Below are 19,063 nucleotides of genomic sequence, written 5' to 3' on the forward strand. Positions count from 1 at the left end.
ATAAACTATGAAACCTAAGAGCCATACAATTGTATGGCTCTTTTTTGTTTAGTACTAAAAATCGAATCTATAATTCATTTTAAAAGCTACTCCCAAATTTTGCCTTGATATTTCTTGATTAAAATTATCTGAAATCACCAAATAAATATAAGACAATGGTTTGTACTCCCATTGTAATCTTGAGTTTATATTAAAATTGTCAAACTGCGTGTTGTATTGCACATAAGTTGTCCAATTTAATCGGTTAGAAAAGAATACTTCACCTGAGAATCTAGCTAAGTGGAAAGTATCGCTTCCCAACTCATTTAAATCAATATCATTACGTTCGTATCTTACATACAATCTGGCCAAAGGCATTAATTTATAATCTACCCTTGCTATTAAACGATCTCTAGAACCTCCATAATAGCTCCCCAATTCATAACTTCCATCAAATTCTAACTTTCTATTTCTTGTAGTTCTATACCCAGCAGAAAATCGATAATAATTATAAATACCTGGTTGTATATAATTTCCATTTCTTAGAGGATCAAAAGCATACTTTAGGTTAACGTAATTATGCTCAACTCCTCCATAAATTAGGGAGCTATCATTAAATAATAAATCGTTATTAATATTGGTTGAAGATTGAGAAACTACTCCTTCCTCATCAAAATAGGTATTGTTTGAAAATCCTAAGTATTTATAAAAGTTAATCTTTTTAGAATCTTTTGGAAAATGCGTCAAACTCAATCGTCCAATAGCTTGTGTATATCCTTCTCTGACTATTGTTTGATTAATTGCATCATAATTATCTAATCTTGGAACAAATCCAACATCGGTAATATAATTTCTTCCTACTTTTCTCACGGAAGTTTTCCAAGATGTTTTTAAGCTATTATACCAAAGACTTAAACTATAAAACTTATTATCGCCAGACACATTACTCGTAAAACTCTGGGCATAATTTGCCAATCCCGTCCATTTATTATTCTTTGAATTGTAGTTTACATTCAATCCTGCTACCCTATTGTAATCATTCAAAAATGAAAAACCATCGGTTTCTTGTCTATTAATTATAAATCCTGTTGTTCTAAAAACATTTGATAACTGTTGTTCTACTACTAATGCTCCATAATTTTGAGCTGGCTTCGTATCTTCTTTCTTTGTGGCTACATTCAATACACCTAATCGTGTTTTCTTAGCTACATTTCCCGATAGTTTTAAACCAAATAAGATATCGGTTTCTGCTCCTATTCTTCTGGAGTAAAACGGATTTACACCACTTACACCTAATGAGGTAAATAAATCGCTATTTTCTATAAAGAAATTACGTCGCTCAGGAAAGAATACTGCAAAACGACTTAAGTTAGTAACTTGTGTATCTACATCTATTTGGGAAAAATCTGGATTAAGGGTGGCATCTAATTTTAAAGAAGAACTTACATTGTATTGAAAATCTAAACTAGGCTTTATATTAGAATCTTCTGTTTTATTTACCAAACTCTCCTGATAATCCATGGTTAAAGATGGCGTTAATGTAAACTTAGTAGGCTTATTATTCGATAAGTTTTCAACTTCAAAAGGTTCTGAAAAACGTAAATCATATTGTGAAAAATTACGGTCAATTTTAGTACTCGTAATCCATTCATTCGTTTTAATATCTCTAGCATGAAACATAATTCCCCAATTAGGACTGTCTTCTTTATACCCTAAAGCTTTTAATGGAATTTCAATTTCGTATATTTTTTGATTTCCTTTTACTGAAGTTTTAGCATTCCAAATTGTATTCCAGCTCCTACTAATCCAGTAACCACTTCCTTTTCTAGATACCAATGCATCAATTAAAGCACCTCCCATATTTACAATAAAAAAGTACCCCGATTGTTGTTGGTTATAAGTATCAATAAGAACAGCAAAACAATCGCTATTTCCTCCTGAATTCCCTAAATCATCTCTTTTTAAAGATCCAACTTGTATCTTATCTGTTACATCATAATATACAGCACTTATGTATAACTTTTTACCGTTGTGGAATATTTTCACTTCCATTTGTTTTGCTGCTACACTTCCATTCTTAGGCATATAATCAATAAAATTTCCGTGTATATCTAATTGCTCCCAAATAGGTTCATTTAATTTCCCATCTAGTTTAATGGTGGTATTGTTAAATACAATTCTATTTTGCTTTTGAGCCTGTGTCTTAAAAACTCCTAATAGCAGGAGCACGAATAAAACAATTCTTTTCATTTTTTAAATTTCAATAATTAAACATATTGCTTGGCCCGCTAAAGTATTGTGAGAAAGAATCGCTTAAAAAAAAGTAGACTAAATGACTGTTTTTGCCTCTTGAAACTCAGGAAGTATCAAACTTTGTTTTAGTCTATGATATTTATCTATTAAGCTACTTAAATTCATATTTAAGCTACTTTTAGTTTTCAATATTATATATATTGTATTTTAGTCGCTTAATGGGTAAAACAAAAAAAATAGCTTCTTTAATTAAAATCCCCCTAATACGTCATTTGTTATTTTGGTTAGGGATTTTCTCCTATTTCTTAATTACACTAGAAGCTTCTTATTTTAGGAGTTACTATCAAGGTCTTGAGTCGCGATTAATTCTGTTATCAATACAAATTATAATTGCCTATTGTGTACTTTACATACTCATCCCTTATTTTTTAACCCCTAAGAAATACATCCAATTTAGCTTTTTCTTACTCATACTACTTATGTTCAATTATGCTCTTTTTGTTAGTCTTCAAGAGTTTTGGCATCTACCAAGGTATTTTGACAAAACACAAAACAATACGGATTACGATTCTATGAAAGGCTTTTTGGATCATATTTTTAAAATTCAGATTATAGTAAGTAAATCGGTAAAGTTTTTAACACCAACAATCATATTATTAATCATTAAGTTTTATAACGAGCAACAACGTTTCCTTAAAATAAACGAGCAAAAAAAAGCTACAGAATTAACTACATTAAAGCATCAATTAAATCCACACTTTTTATTTAACACGTTAAATAACTTATATGCATTAACTATAGAAAAATCGGACGAAGCTCCTGAAGTTATTGAAAAGCTTTCAGAAATGTTAGACTATATGTTATATGGATGTAATGAGAAGTTTGTGCCATTACAAAAGGAAATTGATCTGATAAAAAACTACTTAGCTTTAGAAAAAGTACGCTATGGTAATCGTGTTACAATTCAATTGAATACTCCTGAAAATTCTAGCGCTAAGATTGCGCCTTTAATTTTACTAACCTTTATTGAAAATGCTTTTAAACATGGGGTTTCACAAGAGTTGAACAAAGCTTTTATTCATATCAATATTGAATTAGAGGAAACTATGATTTATTTTAAAATAGAAAACTCTATTGCTAAAAATAAAATACCATCTCGAAAAGAAAGTATTGGTATTAGTAATGTTAAAAAGCAATTAGAATTATTGTATGCAGACACTTACTCTTTAACTATTCTAGAGGAAAACGATAATTTTAATGTTGATTTAAAAATTCCGATTAAATGACCTACAAATGTCTAATTATTGATGATGAAGAACTAGCAAGAAGGTTACTTAAAAATCATTTAATGCAATTAGATGATTTTGAATTAGTGGCTTCTTGTGCCAGTGCAATTGAAGCAAGTAAGTTTTTACAAGAAAACACTATCGACCTTTTGTTTTTAGACATTGAAATGCCAGTTTTAAAGGGAATTGATTTTTATAAAAATCTACTCCATAAACCCAAAGTAATATTTACTACCGCTTATAGAGATTATGCTATTGACGGTTTTGAACTAAATGCTGTTGATTATATTTTAAAGCCTATAACTTTTCAACGTTTTTTTAATGCAATTGAAAAGTTTAGAGCACTACAAATAGTAAATACCTCAACTCCTATAATTGCTAGTTTACCTGAAAACAACACTTCTTTTATTTACATAAGGAAAGATAGAAAGCAGGTTAAAGTTAATTTTGAAGACATCTTATATATTGAAAGTTTAAAAGATTATATCAAAATTCATTTAGTTAATGAACATCATATTACCAAAACTAGTATTTCAGCTTTTTTACAAAAGCTAGATCATCGTTTTATTCGAATACACCGTTCTTATATTATTAATAAAAATAAGATTACTGCTTATACTAAAAATGATATTGAAATTGGACGTATGGAAATTCCTATTGGCGATAATTATAGAAAAGACATTGATGCCTTTTTAAATTAAGTTTACCTTTAAAAACAATATTACTACCGTTTATTACAAAAAAGCTTCCGTTTATGAATTCTCTCTATATAAAAGCTTTTTTAAACCCTACATTTAGTTGCCTCTACCTCTGTATTAAATCAGCAACTAATATATGTGGGAACCGCCTAAAAAGCTATTACTCTTATTAATTTTAATTTCTATTATCTTAAGTATCGTTTCTTGCTTTCTAATTGATTGGAACAATTTTAATAAAAACATTATCTCGGCTATAGAAGAGTTAAGTTTAACCTATGTTTTTATCTATTTTTTATTTCAACTTATCTCTACTATCTATAAAAATAAGTGAGATACAATTCTATAGTTATCTGTACTAGATTTTATTCAGAGTCGTTTTCTTCTTTGATTGGATTTTGAGTAGCTTCTTTTATTGACTTTTGTTGATATTCATTCATCCCTGCATATTCACCACCTGCTGTTATAAAGAATAAATCAATAAAAAAGCCCCAGTATTTCCCCCATAAAGTCATTGGCTTCCATTCTACTCTAGAAACTTCTCTTTTCTCTAGTTCTTTTTCAATATCAAAAATGGTTTCCCAGTTCTTAATATGCAGTCTTCCAAAAGTTTTAAACCTTAAACTTTTCTTAGTTTTTAATTCAATTTCGGTTTTATACTTATCGAACTTTCTTTTTCTAATAGTATATTTTAAGTTTGAATACGGAATTCTCTTTTTACCTTTTTTGGTATCCTCTATTTCAACTCCTGATTCATCAAAATGTATCTTATCAATTACATACCCAGCCTTTTTAAAATAAAACACATCAAATAATAGGTTAATTATTAAAGGAATAGAAAACAATATTTTTGATATAATATGCCAATCTGAATATTTAATAATATAGGTTAATACTCCTAACCCAAGTAGAATATATACCAACCATTTTAGTCTATCAGAATTATTTTTTGTTGCTTTAAAACTTGTCATTGTGTTTATATCTGTTCTGTAATTTATCTTTTGAAAAGTTAAATTTTACTTGTTTTACTTTTCTAAAATTTTACTTAGCTGTAAGTCTCCACATACCATATGGATTTTCAAATAATTCTTCTCCTTTGTTAGGTTGATTTAGCTCTTCAGATATAACATATATTGAAGCACCTCCATCAATACTAAAAGTTTGACCCTCTATTATTTTAGGATTCTCAAGTAATTGATATAAATTAAACGCTCTTATTAACTCTTGCCCTTTTTCATAATCAAGTCCGCTAACTATTGTGTCCTTTAGAAGCAGATTATGCATTCCACATGAATACAAACCTGATAAAATAGAACTAACTGCGTTACAAACAAACATGCCATAAAATCTTTCTATCTCCTTATTCTTTTGCAACATAAGCCATTGATCTTTTGAGAAAGCTAAACCTGCTGATTCTATTTTAACACCATAACCTCCAGACTCAACAATTAAAGATGTAATATTCGCAAGCTCTTCTATAGCTTTTAATGATTCAACTCTTTTTGTTAAATAAATTACTGAATTATGTCTTTTTATTTCATTGATTTCATCCTTTTTAATACCATTTACCTTTCCAGCAAATGCAAACGCAATAGGCATTCTCTCATCCTTTTCACTAATTTCTAATTCAAAGTTTTCTCCAGAGATTGTGTTCATTAAAATTTGGCCTGCAAATAAATATTGTTGTTTGCTTGATTTTAATATCATCTCAACAATTTCTGTCCTAGATTCCCATTTTACGGGTATACATATTACGGTATCTGAATACATTCTTTACACTAATTAATTTCTAAAACTAACTATACCTTTACACTCAAAACTACACTCTTCATAATTAATTCCTGTTGCTTCAATCTTTTCCAGTGACTCTCTTAGTCTTTCGGAAATAATGAAATCATTTGAAAAATGATGGATATGAAAACAATCTAATTCTTGTTTCTCATAATTATGATTTAACACGATTTTGTTCCCCCATATTCTCTCTTCTAAATCATCTAAACTTTTTAATTTTATTATTAGTTCTTTTTCGTTTTGGTATTTTACAATCTTCTTGTTCTTCTTAAAGAAATCGCCAATATAAAAAGATGACTTTTCAAAATCTATTAATGAGTAATCAAAATAATACTGTAACATATGTAGTTTATAATATTGATGTTGTTTCCCTCTAGAATCCTGATAAACTGGCAACTTATAAAACCGATGTTCTGGTAAGTTAAAATCTTGGAGCAAATTTTTAATTCTTTCAGATATTACATATCCAAGGCCATTAACTCCATCATGTGAAATAAAATCGGTTACATGAACTCTTTTTCCTCCTGAAAAAATTAATTTATCAAAAACAATATCAACTTCATTAACAAATTCATCTAATGGAATGTCTCCTTGGTTTCCGTTTGGAAAATATCCAGGACTAGGACCTGCAATGTAAGAGCTTTTTTGTCCCTTTCCTGACAGGTTTAACCTAAGTTCATAAAATTTCATTTTGGAAAATATTTTATCAATTATAATTTTGTTCTCTTCCACTTCCTTACTCTACTTCTAGCGTTTTTATAAGGTGACGAAGTATTTAATTGTATCATTTTACCTTGAGTCCATTTGTCATACCAAGGCTTTTCATATAAATCTGTGTTTTCAGTGTTTTTTACCAAAGACAAAATTTCATTAACAATAGTATCTAATTCACTTAACAATGTTTGATAATCGAGGGGTTCATAATCCGAATAAAACTTTTGAGCAAGTTTTCCTAATTCGTTCCATTTATAACCTGTTTCTGGGAAATCTACCTTTTCTCCTTTTTCTTTTTTCTCGTGCCACTTCAATACTAGCACTCCCCAACCAATAAGATAAGCTACCAAATCTGAAACACTCATTTGAGTTCCTTTAGCATGCCCTTCTAGTTCTTTCTTTTTAGTCAATTCAAACGGAACTGTTTCCAAATCTTTTTTTAGTTTGGAATAATTATTTTCTATTTCAAAAATTAATTCTTCTTTATTTTTAGGAACTGCCATTGAAGTTTATTTCACTTTTTATATTTATAATTACTATCAAACAATCATCACCATCTTTTTTCTAATTCCTCATAGTTCTTATCATAAAACAAGAGAAAAGCATCTAGTGCATCTTGTTTGGTTTGCTCTGGAATAACACTACAAAAGTTTTCATCGTAATAATCGTATTCAACTAACCCAAACCATTTTTTCTTTTTTCTAGTTATAGGTCTTTTATAACAAACATAAAACTCATATTCCTCTAAGTGTCCTACTATAGATGCAAACACTGCATTTTCTTTTTCATCCTCAATGGTAAGTGAAGGAGAACTATGTACCTGATTCTCGTTTGCACTTAGTTGCAATTTCAATAACTCCAACCATTGAAAGCTCTCAAACTTATCAATAAACTCTTCTTTTGTCAAAAATTGTTCATTAACTATGTAAGACTTCAACGGATGAGATTCTGAATATTTTAATTTTAGTTTTTTCAATTTAATTAATCAAATAAAGAAACAATATTAGAAGTAACAATATAATTCCAAATAGTACTTTTAAAGGAAACTGTGCAACGCCAAATGTAAAGTTCATAACTTTTTTAATTCCATTAGAAGCAAATGAGATTGATTTTAAGTACACTTTTAAAGCATTTGATTCGTCTTCATTTTTACTCAATTCGTTCTTTAATTTCTCTTCATCAAACTTAACTTTATCAGAAACTAATGTCAAAATCTTTTTGACTATTCTATTAACAATTCCGCCTACGAATGGGACTTTATCCGATACCACTTTTGAAACCATAGGAATGGTTATAATATGTATAACTCCTTTAAAAAGTAAACTTAAAACATCTTTTCTATTTTCTTTAGTAGTCTGATTACTAACTTCATTTATATCAGCTACAGCAGATTTCATAATATCCAAAGAATAATTAATAATCCCCCACATATCAGATTTCATTTTCCAAATTAGAAAAAGTAACCCCATAAAGAATCCAGCTAACAAAAAGAGTATAAGTCCAATAATACTATATAAAACATATTCAACATGGACTAAATCCAACACATAGAAACCTATAATAAAAGCCAAAATTGAAATCAAAACTGGTCTAATTACCCAATTGATAACATATTTTGGAAAAACTAATAATTCTACAAAGTTTTCTACAACTTCTTCGTTTCTATATTTATGTATATCAATTCCTAGTTCTTCCTTTATTTTATTATCTAGTTTTTCAAGATCTTTTTCTGTTCTTATTCTCATTAGTACAATTTATTTTTAATTCGATTCCTGTTTTTGGCTTTTTTCTTTGTCTTTTATTTTCTGGAGCTAACAGGTAATAATAAATTCCTTTTTCTCTCTTAGCTAATTCTTTCTCTATTGCAATTTCTCTATCTAATTGTTTTTGAAAAACACTATCTATATGAATTGAAGCTGTTTCACATTCGAAATATTTCTCTAATTCATTCAAAATTAATATACCATGATAAACTCTTTTTTTAACTATCCATGACTCGTTTGTCTCTAAATCAATTATTTGAGAATTAGGTGGAATTCCATTTTCAATATGTTGTAGTTCGGTTAAAAGTCCCAGCCCTGGTATTTCAAAACATTCAATAACTCTCACTTTTCTTTTTGTCATCTAGTCTTTTTCTTTTTCCACATATTAAATAAAAAATATTATCATATTCTAATACAACAGCAGTTACATATTATTCTTTACTGTTTTTTATAATCTTTTCGTATACAATTTCGTCAATGCAATTAAAAGTATAGTCATAATAGGTATTACACTCCATATATATTGAAACTCCCAACCTATTGGTGTTTTGCCATTATCTAATCGAATAAAAATACCTATTATAATTCCAAAAATTATTCTAGCAAGTATATATGCTAATACTATTCCAATTAAAGAATAAATGATATTCTTAAAAATGGAAATTTTTAAAACAAAATGATTAAATAGTATAAAACATATTCCCACAAATGTGACAATCGAGAGAAAAGGAGTATTTTGAATTCCCCCTAATAAACCAACATATTCAAGCTTATAAATAACTACAGATTTTGACAAAATCAGACTAATCAAAGAGATGATTCCTAAAAAGGTAATTTCAATACGTTTATAAATCATTATTTAATCTATCTTCTAATTCAACCACTATTTATCCCAAATCTTTCTAATTAACTTTAAAAGTTTGGGTTTCTTGTTTTTTTGCTTCTCTAAATCGCTACTTTTAATACTAATCATATTAGCATTTACCCATTCATCATAAGATGGTTGTTTTAAATCCGCTCCACCTTTATGAGGTTTTTGTACATAACCTTTTCGAGGTTGAGGAAGCGCATTTTCACATTCTTTCGAGCATAAATTTGCTAATAATGGAACATCATCCGTTCCTACTCTTAGAGTAATCCACAATTGGTTAGTTTCCTTATAAGTCATTTCCTTTTCACATATACTACACTTAACTGTATCTCCATAATACCTTACAGGGTTGTGCTCAAGTTTAGGAAAAGGTTTTCTATTTTTAAAATTCCCTAATAATGCTCGAGTACTAATTCTGCTATCTCTTAGCTTTTTGCATTTAGTTAATTCATAAGGAAACCATTTTAAATCATAAGAAGTATAAGGATCAAAAAACTCGAGAGATTCCATTTCTCCAATTTCTGGTGGAATCCTTTGTAGTTTACTTCCGTACAACCAAACTTTCTTAACTTTTTTAAGTTTACTTATAGATTCAGGTAATGTATAAATTTGAGAAAACAACTCATCTCCTAAATATTCTCTTGGAGAAAACTCCTTTTTCCCTTTTTTAGCGATTAAGTCGACATACTCACATAACTTTTTCCAAGCTTCTGAATTTCTGTCTTGTACATCATTATGTATTTTGGTAACCTTCATTTTTTTTACTCTTTCATAACATTTATATCCAACGAATATACTCAAAAAGTACATCTTAATATAGAATATCACTAAACAGAATCGGCGTATTCTTTTGGGCTCATTCCTGTTTTTCTTTTAAAGAGCTTGCTAAAGCTTTGACGTTGTTCAAAGCCTAAGTCATAAGCAATTTCGCTTATCGATGCTGAAGAGTTTAACAACAATCCTTTTGCTTTTTCAATTAGGTAATAATGAATATGATCTATAGCACTTTTGCCCGTTTCTTGTTTTAATAAGTCTCCTAGATAATTGGGTGACAAATGCAATTGGTTAGCACAATATTTAACAGACGGTACTCCTTTGAGTTTTGCCTGATCTGACTCGAAATAATCCGATACTATCGTTTCAAATTGTGCTGCAATTCCTTTATTATGATGACTACGCGTCATAAACTGTCTACCATAAAAACGATTGCAATAGTTTAGTAATACTTCAATGTTAGAGGCAATTAAATCGTGACTGTAATTATCGAGTTTATTACTAAACTCTTCTTGAATTGTTTGTGTAACCGAATACAAAGTCTTTTTTTCTTTATCGGATAAATGAAGTGCTTCATTTATTTTGTACGAAAAGAAAGAATATTCCTTAATCTTATCATTTAAGGAACTAGAGCGAATTAAATCTGGATGAAAATACAATCCCCAACCAGCGGAAAATGCATTCTTTTCAATATCGGTTATAATACTTAACTGTTCTGGTGCCATACATAAAAGAGCAGCTTCAGAAAAGTCATAATCGTTACGTCCATAAATAACACCCGCTCCTTTGAGCTTTTTTAATACAATAGAATAAAACCCAAAGATTTTACGTGTACCACTTTTCATGGCATTTAAATTTATTTTAGAAAAGTCGATTAACGTAATTAAAGGGTGTGTTGGTTTGTAAGGATAATCGAAAAACTCATGAAGCTTACTAATAGAATTTATCTTAACAGTTTCTGCCATATATTCTTTCTTAAAACATTAAAGCTACTACTTTTTTTATTAAAAAAATCACAACCTACATAGTCAGTACTTCTATATAGGTCGTGTTGATTTTAGGGGGCTTCTATAAATTAAATGATTCCATAAGCATTGACTTGAACTCTACATCGTTCATTTGCTTTCTTCCTTCCATCATTTGTTTAGCATCATTACCTACCAAATATCTTAATCGTTCTTCACCATCGGTAGCAGCTAAAAATGTAATATCTGCAACTTCCTGTGGATCTTGTCCAGCACTTAACATTGATTCTATCTGAGCAACGGTAGCTTCCCATCCTGATTTATATGCGCTTTCTTCAGAAACATCGGGTCTGTCCATTGCTGCAACAAAACCTGTATTAAATGCACCTGGCTGAATTAACTTTAACTTAATCCCTAATGGATTTAACTCGTATTGTAATCCCTCAGTAAATCCTTCAACTGCATATTTTGTAGCATTGTATACCGAAGTATGAGGCAATCCAACCAATCCAGCTATGGAAGAAAAGTTGATAATGGTTCCGCCTTCTTTCTCTAAATTAGGCAATACTGCTTTGGTTACATTCAATACCCCGTAAACATTTACATCCATTTGTTTACGAATCATTGCTTCCGAACTATCCATAAAAGGACCTTGCAATCCAAATCCTGCATTGTTTACCAACACATCAATTTTTCCAAAATGCTCGATTCCTTCCGCTACTGCTTTGGTAATCGATTCTTGGTTTGTAACATCAAGACGGTTTACCAATACATTTTCTAATTGAGTTAATTCGGTTTCTTTTTCAGGAGTTCGCATGGTTGCAATAACATTCCATCCTTCTTTCTGGAATTTTTTTGCGATTAACTTCCCAAATCCTTGACTTGCTCCTGTTATTAATACTGTTTTTTTCATCTTCTTTTTTATTTAAATAGTGTGGGTACAAAAGTAGATGGGAACGTATTTTTACTCGAAGCCATTTTACTGGAATACGAAGTCATATTACTGATTCGTGGTAAAAAAGAAATGTTTCGTCTATCAAAAGAACCTATCTGTCATTCAAAGTAGCGGTTTAAGCTAATAATTGACAACACCCTCTTTTAAAAATTAATTTTACCAACAGATCTATTAATTAATAATAGCGATTTCAAATGTTAAAAGAAACGATACATTACTTCTTTCTCATCAGTTTATTATCTCATAGTTTTAATGCTCAAACCAAATCTTTCGATTTTGTAGCTAACCCCGTTGCAGAAAATGTATATAGTATCGTTTCTCCTTCATTTGGATTACCTACTCCCGAAAACAAAGGTTGGAACTCAAACAGTCATTTTGTAGTTACTAAAGATGGAGTGTTGTTATTTGACACAGGTTCTTCGGAAACCATTGGAAATGGGATTAAAAATGCTATTAAAAAAGTGACGAACAAACCCGTTCGTTGGGTGATTAACTCTCACAGTCATGCCGATCATTGGTTAGGGAATGCTGCCTTTTCCAAAGCTGAGATTTTTGCTAGCAAAGCTGCTTTAGAAACCATGAAAAAGTACGGAGAAGAAGATGTTGCTTTTTTTAATAGAGCTACCAAAGGAACCATTGGTAAAACCCGTTTGCTATATCCTAACAAACTAATTTCCGAACATCAAAAGATGAATTTTGGAGGTATAGAAGTCGAATTCCTTTTTTCTAATAACGGTCACTCACACGGTGATGTGTTGGTATGGTTACCTCAACAAAAAATAATCTTTGGAGGCGATGTATTAAGCTCTAACTGGATGCCTATTATTATCAATCCTAAAAAAGTTCCCAACCTAATTCAAACGCTTAACACCATAGCTGAGTTGCAGCCTATACACGTACTAACTGGTCATGGAAATGTTACCAAAGGAAGTGCTGTAATACGCGATGCTAATCTGTTATCTAAGGTTTGGAAGCTGGTTAAAAATGCTAAAGGAAAAGGAAAAACAGAAAGCGAAGTTCTTACAAGTATTGAAAGCAAGCTTGCTCCTACTTACAAAAGTCTGTACACTAACTTTACCACGGAGATAAAACGTTATGTTGAGGTATTGTATAAAACTCTGTAGATTAGTTGCTTTAGCTATAGTAGTTCTAAATACTTATTTTTTATTTATTAGATTTGCATTAAAATTGCATAATTAATCATGAATAAAAGAATTTTATTAGCACTACTACTAGTTTTTACTATTAACTCATTTTCACAAAATTCAAAGCTTAGCATTGAAGCCGGTTACCCATTACCTTTTGGTGATAACTTTATAAGTCAAAATTATGATGGAATTATTGAGGTAGGATTAAATTATCAAGCTTATAATTTAAATATAGTTAATATTGGATTTTCTGTAGATGCCAACTTCCTCTATAAAAGTGATGCTAACAATGCCCCTTTATCAAATGTTACTGTATTTATGCTTAAACCAAAGGTTATTGGTCAATTTAATATTAAGTCTATAGAAAAACTACACCCTCAAGTTGGTATTGGGTATTCCTTTCTATTTTATAATGTTGAATCAAACATAAGTCCTTCTTTAATTAATAATACTGACAGAACGAATAAAGGAATCAACTTAAATTTAGGATTGTTATACGACATTACTCAAAAAGTGTATGTACACGCTCAATATGATTTTATTAAAATTGGAGCAGATAACAATGCTCTTAATATAGGATACAACACAAACATCAACATCTTAAAGTTTGGATTGGGTTACCGAATATAATACTTTTAACTTTTAACGTTAAAAATAAATTTACTACCTCATTACTACAGTTTCAAAAATAGCTTTTAACTCTTCTTTGTTAAATTCTGTATTCGATCTAATTCCTATAAACAACTCTCCATTGGTTTTCTTTTCATTTAATGATTCAAAGTTTACACTTGAAGTACTTACCGTTTCTTTATCTGTCCACAGTGCAATTGTTCGTTTATAGTTCCCAATAGTATCTATATATAATTTGTAATACTTAAATTCTTTTTTATTTTCTTCGGGAATACAAAACGCCACAAAATATTCTTTTCCTTCAAACTCTAATGAATAATAAAACTCACAATTGTTTTCCTTGTCATTTTGAAAAACTACAGTTTTGTTGTTCTCATGTAGTTTTAAGTTTTTTATTTTCTTAGTTATCTCATCTAAGTTTACATTTCCTTTTTCATCTTCATATGGCTTCATATTTATTTTGTTTAAAAACTTTTGAAGCGTCATAAAGTCCATGCTCTTTTGACTCTCTTTTATAAAAGAAGCTTTATCCTTTGGTGATCTTGGTGAATACCGACCATAGTCAAAAAGAAAACTAGAAGTACCATTTTCAATTTTCCCAACAAAAGAATCAATTCCATCTATCTTTTTATATTTAAACTCTTTTGGTAGAATAATACTGAACAACTCAAAGTCTATTATATGATTTTTTTCATCTTTTTGAGGAATATACTCTACTCCGTTTGTATTGCAATTAACAAATAATAGAAATGAGCATAAGAGTAGAAGGTTACTTTTCATCTTTTTTTAGGTAAAGATAAAATAACTTCTTTTCATGAGCTTTTGTTTTTACTTTTAAATATATTAGTGCGATATTAATTAAATGAAAATTGTAGACTTATATAGATTTGAAAGCAAATCTTTTACCTCTAACTTAGAATTAACAACCATAGAAGAAAAGCTTATTCATGAATTCAATTTGAATACTAAAAGAAGTTTAAAAACATTTTTTCAAAAAGAGTATTCAACTTATGAAGGAACAATTAAGGAGCATCAATTTAAAATTAAACTCAACGACCATAATCATCCAGATAATGTATTGTATTTCTTTTTTACCCAAGTAACTGGAGAAATAGTAGATAAAGGTACTGAAAGAGTTATACTATTGAATGCAGAATTAAGTGAAACCATTATTACCTTAATTGTTGGTTCTAGTCCAATTTATTTACTAATCCTCATATTTAGTAATTTATGGACTGGTATTTCTTGCTTCTTATTCCTAGGATTTATGTATGTATTGGGAAGAATAAATGTAAAATCGGATTTTTATGTTTTTGAACAAGAATTAAAAAGAATAGTACCTCTATATAATATCTAGTTAAACATATTTATAATGCTATGAAAAATATACTTATACTACTCTTCTTAATCATTAGTTACTCTTGTAAAAATCAACATACCCAAGAAAAGAATAAATTGATGATTAATAATTATGAAAAACTAGAGAAAGAATATATCAAACAGGCTTCTTTAAAAAAGAAAGTCTATATGTCTGATACAAACGTTAAAGACTTTGTAAACATACTAAAAGCCAATACAACAGATAAAGATACGCTTGATTTTATTATAACAGTTGGACAAACAAATAGCAGTTGGATTAGTAATAATGATTTAGATTTTCTAATTTCTAAAATTAACTCTAAAGAAAAAGCTAACTGTATTAATAGAAGAATTTCATCTATTATTCCTAATTCAAAAAACATAACTCTCGGACACCAAATTATTTCGATAATTGAATCTTATCGAAATAATGAACCTTATCCAAACGATGTTTGTATTTGTAAAAGTTATTCTCAACATAAAGTAGATGAAATAGTAGCTTGGTGGAAAAACAAAAAAGCAAAAGAAAACATTTCTATAGAAAAGCAAAATGTTGCAAGTACTATAGCTTTAAACTTTATAAATGCTTATGCTAAATATTGTGATGACTTTAATTCTGAGCTTTCTGTTTTTGAATGGATTGACCAGCAAAAAGTTACTCAACAATTCAAACAAACATATAAAACAATAATTACCGAAGCTGAAAAAGAAGATCCCGAATTAGGTTTAGGCTTTGATCCTATATTTGATGCACAAGATTATCCTGATAATGGTTTTGAATTAGCGAAGTCTGTTGAAAAACCAAATTTTATTATGGTAAAAGGGAAAGAGTTACCAGACTATAAGCTAAAAATTAAAATGAAACTAGTTAAAAATCGTTGGCTTGTAGATGGAGTTGGAATCATCAATATGACTAAAGAAGAACAACTAAAAAGATACTAACTTGTTTTATACGAATTAGGTTATTCAATCATTAAACAATAAATCAAAAAAATTACTGATAATGAATATCAAAAAACTTATAGGTCTTTTATGCATCTTAATTGGTGGTTTAGTACTTTTTTATAAAAATGCTGGTTTTTCTGGTTTTGGAGGATATGTTGATAAATCCTATGAAAACATAGCTATTAGCGCTACCCTAATTATAGTTGGTTTCTTAATTATAAAACCAAAGAAAAGTAACTAACAAAATTCTCTTACCTCAAAACAAATGAAGCCTATCTTTAGTCATAAAATTATTAATTCCTAAAAATTTCGTATCTTAGAGCAGACGTAGAAATTGTATGTCCTTCACTTTCTCCACAACTTCCCTTTATACATTCAATTTTAAATAACCTTACATCCCATAGCTAATAGGTTTAGTTATGAACTAAAAATAATGTTATTAAAGTTGAACTTATGAAGTACTATTTGACCAAAAATCATTTAAACGAAGAAGATAATTACATCGCTCGTGTGTTGGCTACACGCAGTATAAGTCAGGCTGCTCTAATTAAAAAGATGCTAGAAAAACGAAGTGCTGTAGGCAAAACAGATATTGTTGCCGTACTCAACTCTTTTTACGAGACCATTGTACAATGCATTAAAGATGGAGATACTGTAAACTTACCGCTGTTTAATATTAGTTATTCTATAACAGGTGTTTTTGATAATGATGAAGAGGTCTTTTCCGAGAAAAAACACAAACTTCATTTAAAGCTTAAAACGGGAAAATTAATTAAAAGTGTACTTCATGAAGTACCTATTAGTAAGGTTGCAGCGCCTAATACCTATACGCAAATTACACAGGTAGTAGACATTGGTTCTGGAACTACCAATCAGCAAATTACTTCAGAAGGTCTTTTCGAATTGTTGGGAAGTCGATTAAAAATAGCGGGATCACACCCTAGTGTGGGATTGTACTTTGTTGGAGAAGATCAAACGGAAATTAAAGTAACTCGTTTTTCTCGCAATACCTTTAAAAACATTATTGCACAAGCACCTCAACTATTACCTGGGAAGTATCATCTTCGAATTAAATCGCAGTTTACCTCAAATCCACAAGCCTTTTTAAAAGGAGTTCGTATTAGCGATACTTCTTTTAAACTAGTTGTTGTTTAAGTTTCTTTTAGCTTAGCAACAAGTACTATTTAAATTCTAATTCTTTTCATATTATAACGGTCGCTATAGTTTATCTATAACGACCGTTATGCTGTTATTATCACTATGCTTATAGCAACTCTCTCATTACCGTGTTTGATTTACTCCGCTTAGCGGTCTTCTAATACTTTGCTTAGGCTTCTCCTTTTTAAACACTTAGCGGTTAAATTTTACTCCACTTAGCCTGCTTCTTTTTTACAAAGGCCTTAAAAAAATGGCTTCACGCAATACTTGCCATCTATTGTCTTCAAAATGCAATTCTATATTACATAATAATTGCATTTCTTTTCCATTCATTCCGCTGTGTTTTCTCGTAAGTACACAAACAGCTGTGTCTCCAAGAATATGAAAATCATGCCAGTCTGCCCAAGTATTTAACTGGGTTTTACCTTCAGCTGCTTGCTTAGCAAAATGCGCTTTAAACTCTTGCTTGTTATAGGTTTTTACTTCGCCATCTGGCAATACCAATGTGGTATGAAAGTCTTTGTGATAAATGGTTTCTAAAGCTTCAATATCGTAATTTGTGGCTCTGTCTATTAAATGATCCATTGCCTTACGAATTGCTTCTTTGGTATGGGTTTTATTTTGTGCGTTTGCTACCATGGTAAAAACGGTTAAGATGGTTAAACATATTTGTGTTAAGTGTTTCATTGATGCTTGTTTTATCAATTCTTTTCTTAGTACAAAGATGCTCCGCTTTCCCTGGTTACAAGCTACCGTTTTCTTACGAATAGATACCATTTTGATAATCGATTCGGTACTCTTTGGGCGACTGCCCTGTTTTTAATTTAAAAAACCTCGATAAGTGATTGGATTCTGAAAAATGCAACTCGTCCGCTATTTCCGAGATCGTTTTTGAAGTATGTATGAGTTTCATTTTTACTTCAAATAGAAGTCTCGATTTAATAAAGTCGGTAACCGTTACATTGAACTGTGCTTTTACTGCTTTGTTTAGCGATATTCGACTTATTTTCATCATTCCCACATAGTCTTCCACTCGTTGGTGAGTATAGATGTGTTTTTCTACCAACTTTCTAAATTGATAAGCGGTATTGTCTAATGATATTGCCTCGTTGAACTTATTGATTTCAAAATAATTTCTATTTAACGATATTAAGATATAATACAATAACGATCGTATAATGTGTACACTATCGCTTTTAGGGTGTACCAACTCGTGTTTTATCTCTCGTAACTTTAATAAGTTATCGTCCATATAAGACGGGGCTACTTCTATTGCCAAAGGAAACTCTGTTTGGTAAAAATATAGCAATCGGAAAATAAAATACTGATCGGAAAAGAAGTCGTTTAAAAAATTGTCTTGGAACAATAACAGTTGCCCTTCAAATGTAGCAACATCAGCATGCCACGAATGGTGCTGATGTTTTGATATAAATATAATACTGTTGGGTTTTAGGGCTATCTTTTCGTCATTGAGTTGTAGAAAACCTTCCGCCTTTTTTAGGAAGAAAATCTGAAAGAAATCTGCCGACACCGTTGCATTGGTTAATTCAAACGGACATTCGGACTGAAAATCTATCGCGTTGAGGTGTAAATTAACCCCACATATGGTTTTGTTAAACTCTAAATATTCCATTTTTCTATTTTTAGAATAAGATATAAAATAATCTACTGTTTTATATTTCTTACTTTTGCTTCATTATGAAAAAAATTGCTAAAGAACTCTTATGGCTTATCCTAATTCTTTTAGGATTTGTATTTAACGCTATTGCATGGATAA

22 protein-coding genes are annotated in these 19,063 nt (G+C 29.9%); 8 read left to right on the forward strand and 14 right to left on the reverse strand.

Going from position 1 to position 19,063, the window contains the following annotated elements:
- Positions 1 to 54 precede the first annotated feature (54 nt).
- Positions 55 to 2,229 (reverse strand): DUF5916 domain-containing protein, encoded by a 2,175-nt coding sequence (locus F7018_RS16960; RefSeq protein ID WP_150901297.1) that lies wholly within the window; start codon positions 2,227 to 2,229, stop codon positions 55 to 57.
- 482 nt (positions 2,230 to 2,711) lie between these two features.
- Between F7018_RS16960 and F7018_RS16965 the strand changes: the two genes are divergently transcribed.
- Together F7018_RS16965 and F7018_RS16970 are read left to right on the forward strand one after the other, a co-directional pair.
- Positions 2,712 to 3,518 carry a sensor histidine kinase gene (locus tag F7018_RS16965; RefSeq protein ID WP_175578770.1) on the forward strand — a complete coding sequence of 269 codons (807 nt, stop codon included), beginning with the start codon at positions 2,712 to 2,714 and terminating at the stop codon, positions 3,516 to 3,518.
- The gene (locus tag F7018_RS16970) at positions 3,515 to 4,219 is read left to right on the forward strand and encodes a LytR/AlgR family response regulator transcription factor (protein ID WP_150901299.1); all 705 of its coding nucleotides are present in this window, start codon (positions 3,515 to 3,517) and stop codon (positions 4,217 to 4,219) included. The genes F7018_RS16965 and F7018_RS16970 overlap by 4 nt, the downstream gene beginning before the upstream one ends.
- A 359-nt stretch (positions 4,220 to 4,578) precedes the next feature.
- On the opposite strand, the gene F7018_RS16975 is transcribed toward F7018_RS16970, so the two are convergent.
- From F7018_RS16975 to F7018_RS17020, 10 genes are all read right to left on the reverse strand, one after another.
- On the reverse strand, positions 4,579 to 5,184 hold the full coding sequence (locus F7018_RS16975; protein ID WP_150901300.1) for a hypothetical protein: 606 nt from the start codon (positions 5,182 to 5,184) through the stop codon (positions 4,579 to 4,581).
- A 70-nt stretch (positions 5,185 to 5,254) separates the two neighbouring features.
- Positions 5,255 to 5,869: a DUF4261 domain-containing protein gene (locus tag F7018_RS16980; RefSeq protein ID WP_150901301.1), complete on the reverse strand. Its 615-nt coding sequence runs from the start codon at positions 5,867 to 5,869 to the stop codon at positions 5,255 to 5,257.
- Positions 5,870 to 5,995: 126 nt separating this feature from the next.
- Positions 5,996 to 6,694, reverse strand: coding sequence for an imm11 family protein (locus F7018_RS16985; RefSeq protein WP_150901302.1), 699 nt, complete (start codon positions 6,692 to 6,694; stop codon positions 5,996 to 5,998).
- 20 nt (positions 6,695 to 6,714) lie between these two features.
- On the reverse strand, positions 6,715 to 7,221 hold the full coding sequence (locus F7018_RS16990) for a ClbS/DfsB family four-helix bundle protein (protein ID WP_150901303.1): 507 nt from the start codon (positions 7,219 to 7,221) through the stop codon (positions 6,715 to 6,717).
- 47 nt (positions 7,222 to 7,268) lie between these two features.
- Positions 7,269 to 7,694 (reverse strand): hypothetical protein, encoded by a 426-nt coding sequence (locus tag F7018_RS16995; RefSeq protein ID WP_150901304.1) that lies wholly within the window; start codon positions 7,692 to 7,694, stop codon positions 7,269 to 7,271.
- Position 7,695: 1 nt separating this feature from the next.
- On the reverse strand, positions 7,696 to 8,463 hold the full coding sequence (locus F7018_RS17000; protein WP_150901305.1) for a hypothetical protein: 768 nt from the start codon (positions 8,461 to 8,463) through the stop codon (positions 7,696 to 7,698).
- Positions 8,435 to 8,842, reverse strand: coding sequence for a hypothetical protein (locus F7018_RS17005; protein ID WP_150901306.1), 408 nt, complete (start codon positions 8,840 to 8,842; stop codon positions 8,435 to 8,437). Before F7018_RS17005 ends, F7018_RS17000 begins: the two co-directional genes overlap by 29 nt.
- Before the next feature lie 522 nt (positions 8,843 to 9,364).
- Complete coding sequence (locus F7018_RS17010; protein WP_175578771.1) at positions 9,365 to 10,108, reverse strand: leucine-rich repeat domain-containing protein; 744 nt, start codon at positions 10,106 to 10,108, stop codon at positions 9,365 to 9,367.
- A gap of 71 nt (positions 10,109 to 10,179) precedes the next feature.
- Positions 10,180 to 11,091: a helix-turn-helix domain-containing protein gene (locus tag F7018_RS17015; protein ID WP_150901307.1), complete on the reverse strand. Its 912-nt coding sequence runs from the start codon at positions 11,089 to 11,091 to the stop codon at positions 10,180 to 10,182.
- Between the two features lie 103 nt (positions 11,092 to 11,194).
- Complete coding sequence (locus tag F7018_RS17020) at positions 11,195 to 12,004, reverse strand: SDR family oxidoreductase (protein ID WP_150901308.1); 810 nt, start codon at positions 12,002 to 12,004, stop codon at positions 11,195 to 11,197.
- Between the two features lie 236 nt (positions 12,005 to 12,240).
- Here F7018_RS17020 and F7018_RS17025 point away from each other — a divergent pair, with 236 nt between their 5' ends.
- Together F7018_RS17025 and F7018_RS17030 are read left to right on the forward strand one after the other, a co-directional pair.
- Positions 12,241 to 13,170, forward strand: a complete 930-nt coding sequence (locus tag F7018_RS17025) for an MBL fold metallo-hydrolase (RefSeq protein ID WP_150901309.1) — start codon at positions 12,241 to 12,243, stop codon at positions 13,168 to 13,170.
- Between the two features lie 78 nt (positions 13,171 to 13,248).
- Positions 13,249 to 13,824, forward strand: a complete 576-nt coding sequence (locus tag F7018_RS17030) for an outer membrane beta-barrel protein (protein WP_150901310.1) — start codon at positions 13,249 to 13,251, stop codon at positions 13,822 to 13,824.
- A 33-nt stretch (positions 13,825 to 13,857) separates the two neighbouring features.
- Here the strand turns inward: F7018_RS17030 and F7018_RS17035 are convergent, their stop codons facing one another.
- A complete protein-coding gene (locus F7018_RS17035) occupies positions 13,858 to 14,604 on the reverse strand; it encodes a hypothetical protein (RefSeq protein ID WP_150901311.1) in 747 nt (248 codons plus the stop codon).
- Positions 14,605 to 14,686: 82 nt separating this feature from the next.
- Here F7018_RS17035 and F7018_RS17040 point away from each other — a divergent pair, with 82 nt between their 5' ends.
- From F7018_RS17040 to F7018_RS17055, 4 genes are all read left to right on the forward strand, one after another.
- Positions 14,687 to 15,181: a hypothetical protein gene (locus tag F7018_RS17040; protein ID WP_150901312.1), complete on the forward strand. Its 495-nt coding sequence runs from the start codon at positions 14,687 to 14,689 to the stop codon at positions 15,179 to 15,181.
- 20 nt (positions 15,182 to 15,201) lie between these two features.
- Positions 15,202 to 16,125 carry a hypothetical protein gene (locus F7018_RS17045; protein ID WP_150901313.1) on the forward strand — a complete coding sequence of 308 codons (924 nt, stop codon included), beginning with the start codon at positions 15,202 to 15,204 and terminating at the stop codon, positions 16,123 to 16,125.
- A 61-nt stretch (positions 16,126 to 16,186) separates the two neighbouring features.
- A complete protein-coding gene (locus tag F7018_RS17050; RefSeq protein ID WP_150901314.1) occupies positions 16,187 to 16,369 on the forward strand; it encodes a hypothetical protein in 183 nt (60 codons plus the stop codon).
- 212 nt (positions 16,370 to 16,581) lie between these two features.
- Positions 16,582 to 17,283: an HU family DNA-binding protein gene (locus F7018_RS17055; RefSeq protein ID WP_150901315.1), complete on the forward strand. Its 702-nt coding sequence runs from the start codon at positions 16,582 to 16,584 to the stop codon at positions 17,281 to 17,283.
- Between the two features lie 234 nt (positions 17,284 to 17,517).
- On the opposite strand, the gene F7018_RS17060 is transcribed toward F7018_RS17055, so the two are convergent.
- Both F7018_RS17060 and F7018_RS17065 read right to left on the reverse strand, forming a co-directional pair.
- Positions 17,518 to 17,973 carry a nuclear transport factor 2 family protein gene (locus F7018_RS17060; RefSeq protein WP_217701395.1) on the reverse strand — a complete coding sequence of 152 codons (456 nt, stop codon included), beginning with the start codon at positions 17,971 to 17,973 and terminating at the stop codon, positions 17,518 to 17,520.
- A 73-nt stretch (positions 17,974 to 18,046) separates the two neighbouring features.
- Positions 18,047 to 18,919, reverse strand: coding sequence for a helix-turn-helix domain-containing protein (locus tag F7018_RS17065; RefSeq protein WP_150901316.1), 873 nt, complete (start codon positions 18,917 to 18,919; stop codon positions 18,047 to 18,049).
- Positions 18,920 to 19,063 lie beyond the last annotated feature (144 nt).

The sequence above is a fragment of the Tenacibaculum aiptasiae genome, assembly GCF_008806755.1.
Taxonomy (GTDB): domain Bacteria; phylum Bacteroidota; class Bacteroidia; order Flavobacteriales; family Flavobacteriaceae; genus Polaribacter; species Polaribacter aiptasiae.

Coding starts and splice junctions, on each gene's coding strand:
- F7018_RS16970 (WP_150901299.1), top strand. CDS start 3,515: ATGACCTACAAATGTCTAATTATTGATGATGAAGAACTAGCAAGAAGG.
- F7018_RS17035 (WP_150901311.1), bottom strand. CDS start 14,604: ATGAAAAGTAACCTTCTACTCTTATGCTCATTTCTATTATTTGTTAAT.
- F7018_RS17050 (WP_150901314.1), top strand. CDS start 16,187: ATGAATATCAAAAAACTTATAGGTCTTTTATGCATCTTAATTGGTGGT.
- F7018_RS17025 (WP_150901309.1), top strand. CDS start 12,241: ATGTTAAAAGAAACGATACATTACTTCTTTCTCATCAGTTTATTATCT.
- F7018_RS16985 (WP_150901302.1), bottom strand. CDS start 6,694: ATGAAATTTTATGAACTTAGGTTAAACCTGTCAGGAAAGGGACAAAAA.
- F7018_RS17065 (WP_150901316.1), bottom strand. CDS start 18,919: ATGGAATATTTAGAGTTTAACAAAACCATATGTGGGGTTAATTTACAC.
- F7018_RS17060 (WP_217701395.1), bottom strand. CDS start 17,973: ATGAAACACTTAACACAAATATGTTTAACCATCTTAACCGTTTTTACC.
- F7018_RS16975 (WP_150901300.1), bottom strand. CDS start 5,184: ATGACAAGTTTTAAAGCAACAAAAAATAATTCTGATAGACTAAAATGG.
- F7018_RS17005 (WP_150901306.1), bottom strand. CDS start 8,842: ATGACAAAAAGAAAAGTGAGAGTTATTGAATGTTTTGAAATACCAGGG.
- F7018_RS17000 (WP_150901305.1), bottom strand. CDS start 8,463: ATGAGAATAAGAACAGAAAAAGATCTTGAAAAACTAGATAATAAAATA.
- F7018_RS16960 (WP_150901297.1), bottom strand. CDS start 2,229: ATGAAAAGAATTGTTTTATTCGTGCTCCTGCTATTAGGAGTTTTTAAG.
- F7018_RS16965 (WP_175578770.1), top strand. CDS start 2,712: ATGTTCAATTATGCTCTTTTTGTTAGTCTTCAAGAGTTTTGGCATCTA.
- F7018_RS17055 (WP_150901315.1), top strand. CDS start 16,582: ATGAAGTACTATTTGACCAAAAATCATTTAAACGAAGAAGATAATTAC.
- F7018_RS17015 (WP_150901307.1), bottom strand. CDS start 11,091: ATGGCAGAAACTGTTAAGATAAATTCTATTAGTAAGCTTCATGAGTTT.
- F7018_RS17030 (WP_150901310.1), top strand. CDS start 13,249: ATGAATAAAAGAATTTTATTAGCACTACTACTAGTTTTTACTATTAAC.
- F7018_RS17010 (WP_175578771.1), bottom strand. CDS start 10,108: ATGAAGGTTACCAAAATACATAATGATGTACAAGACAGAAATTCAGAA.
- F7018_RS16990 (WP_150901303.1), bottom strand. CDS start 7,221: ATGGCAGTTCCTAAAAATAAAGAAGAATTAATTTTTGAAATAGAAAAT.
- F7018_RS17020 (WP_150901308.1), bottom strand. CDS start 12,004: ATGAAAAAAACAGTATTAATAACAGGAGCAAGTCAAGGATTTGGGAAG.
- F7018_RS17040 (WP_150901312.1), top strand. CDS start 14,687: ATGAAAATTGTAGACTTATATAGATTTGAAAGCAAATCTTTTACCTCT.
- F7018_RS17045 (WP_150901313.1), top strand. CDS start 15,202: ATGAAAAATATACTTATACTACTCTTCTTAATCATTAGTTACTCTTGT.
- F7018_RS16980 (WP_150901301.1), bottom strand. CDS start 5,869: ATGAACACAATCTCTGGAGAAAACTTTGAATTAGAAATTAGTGAAAAG.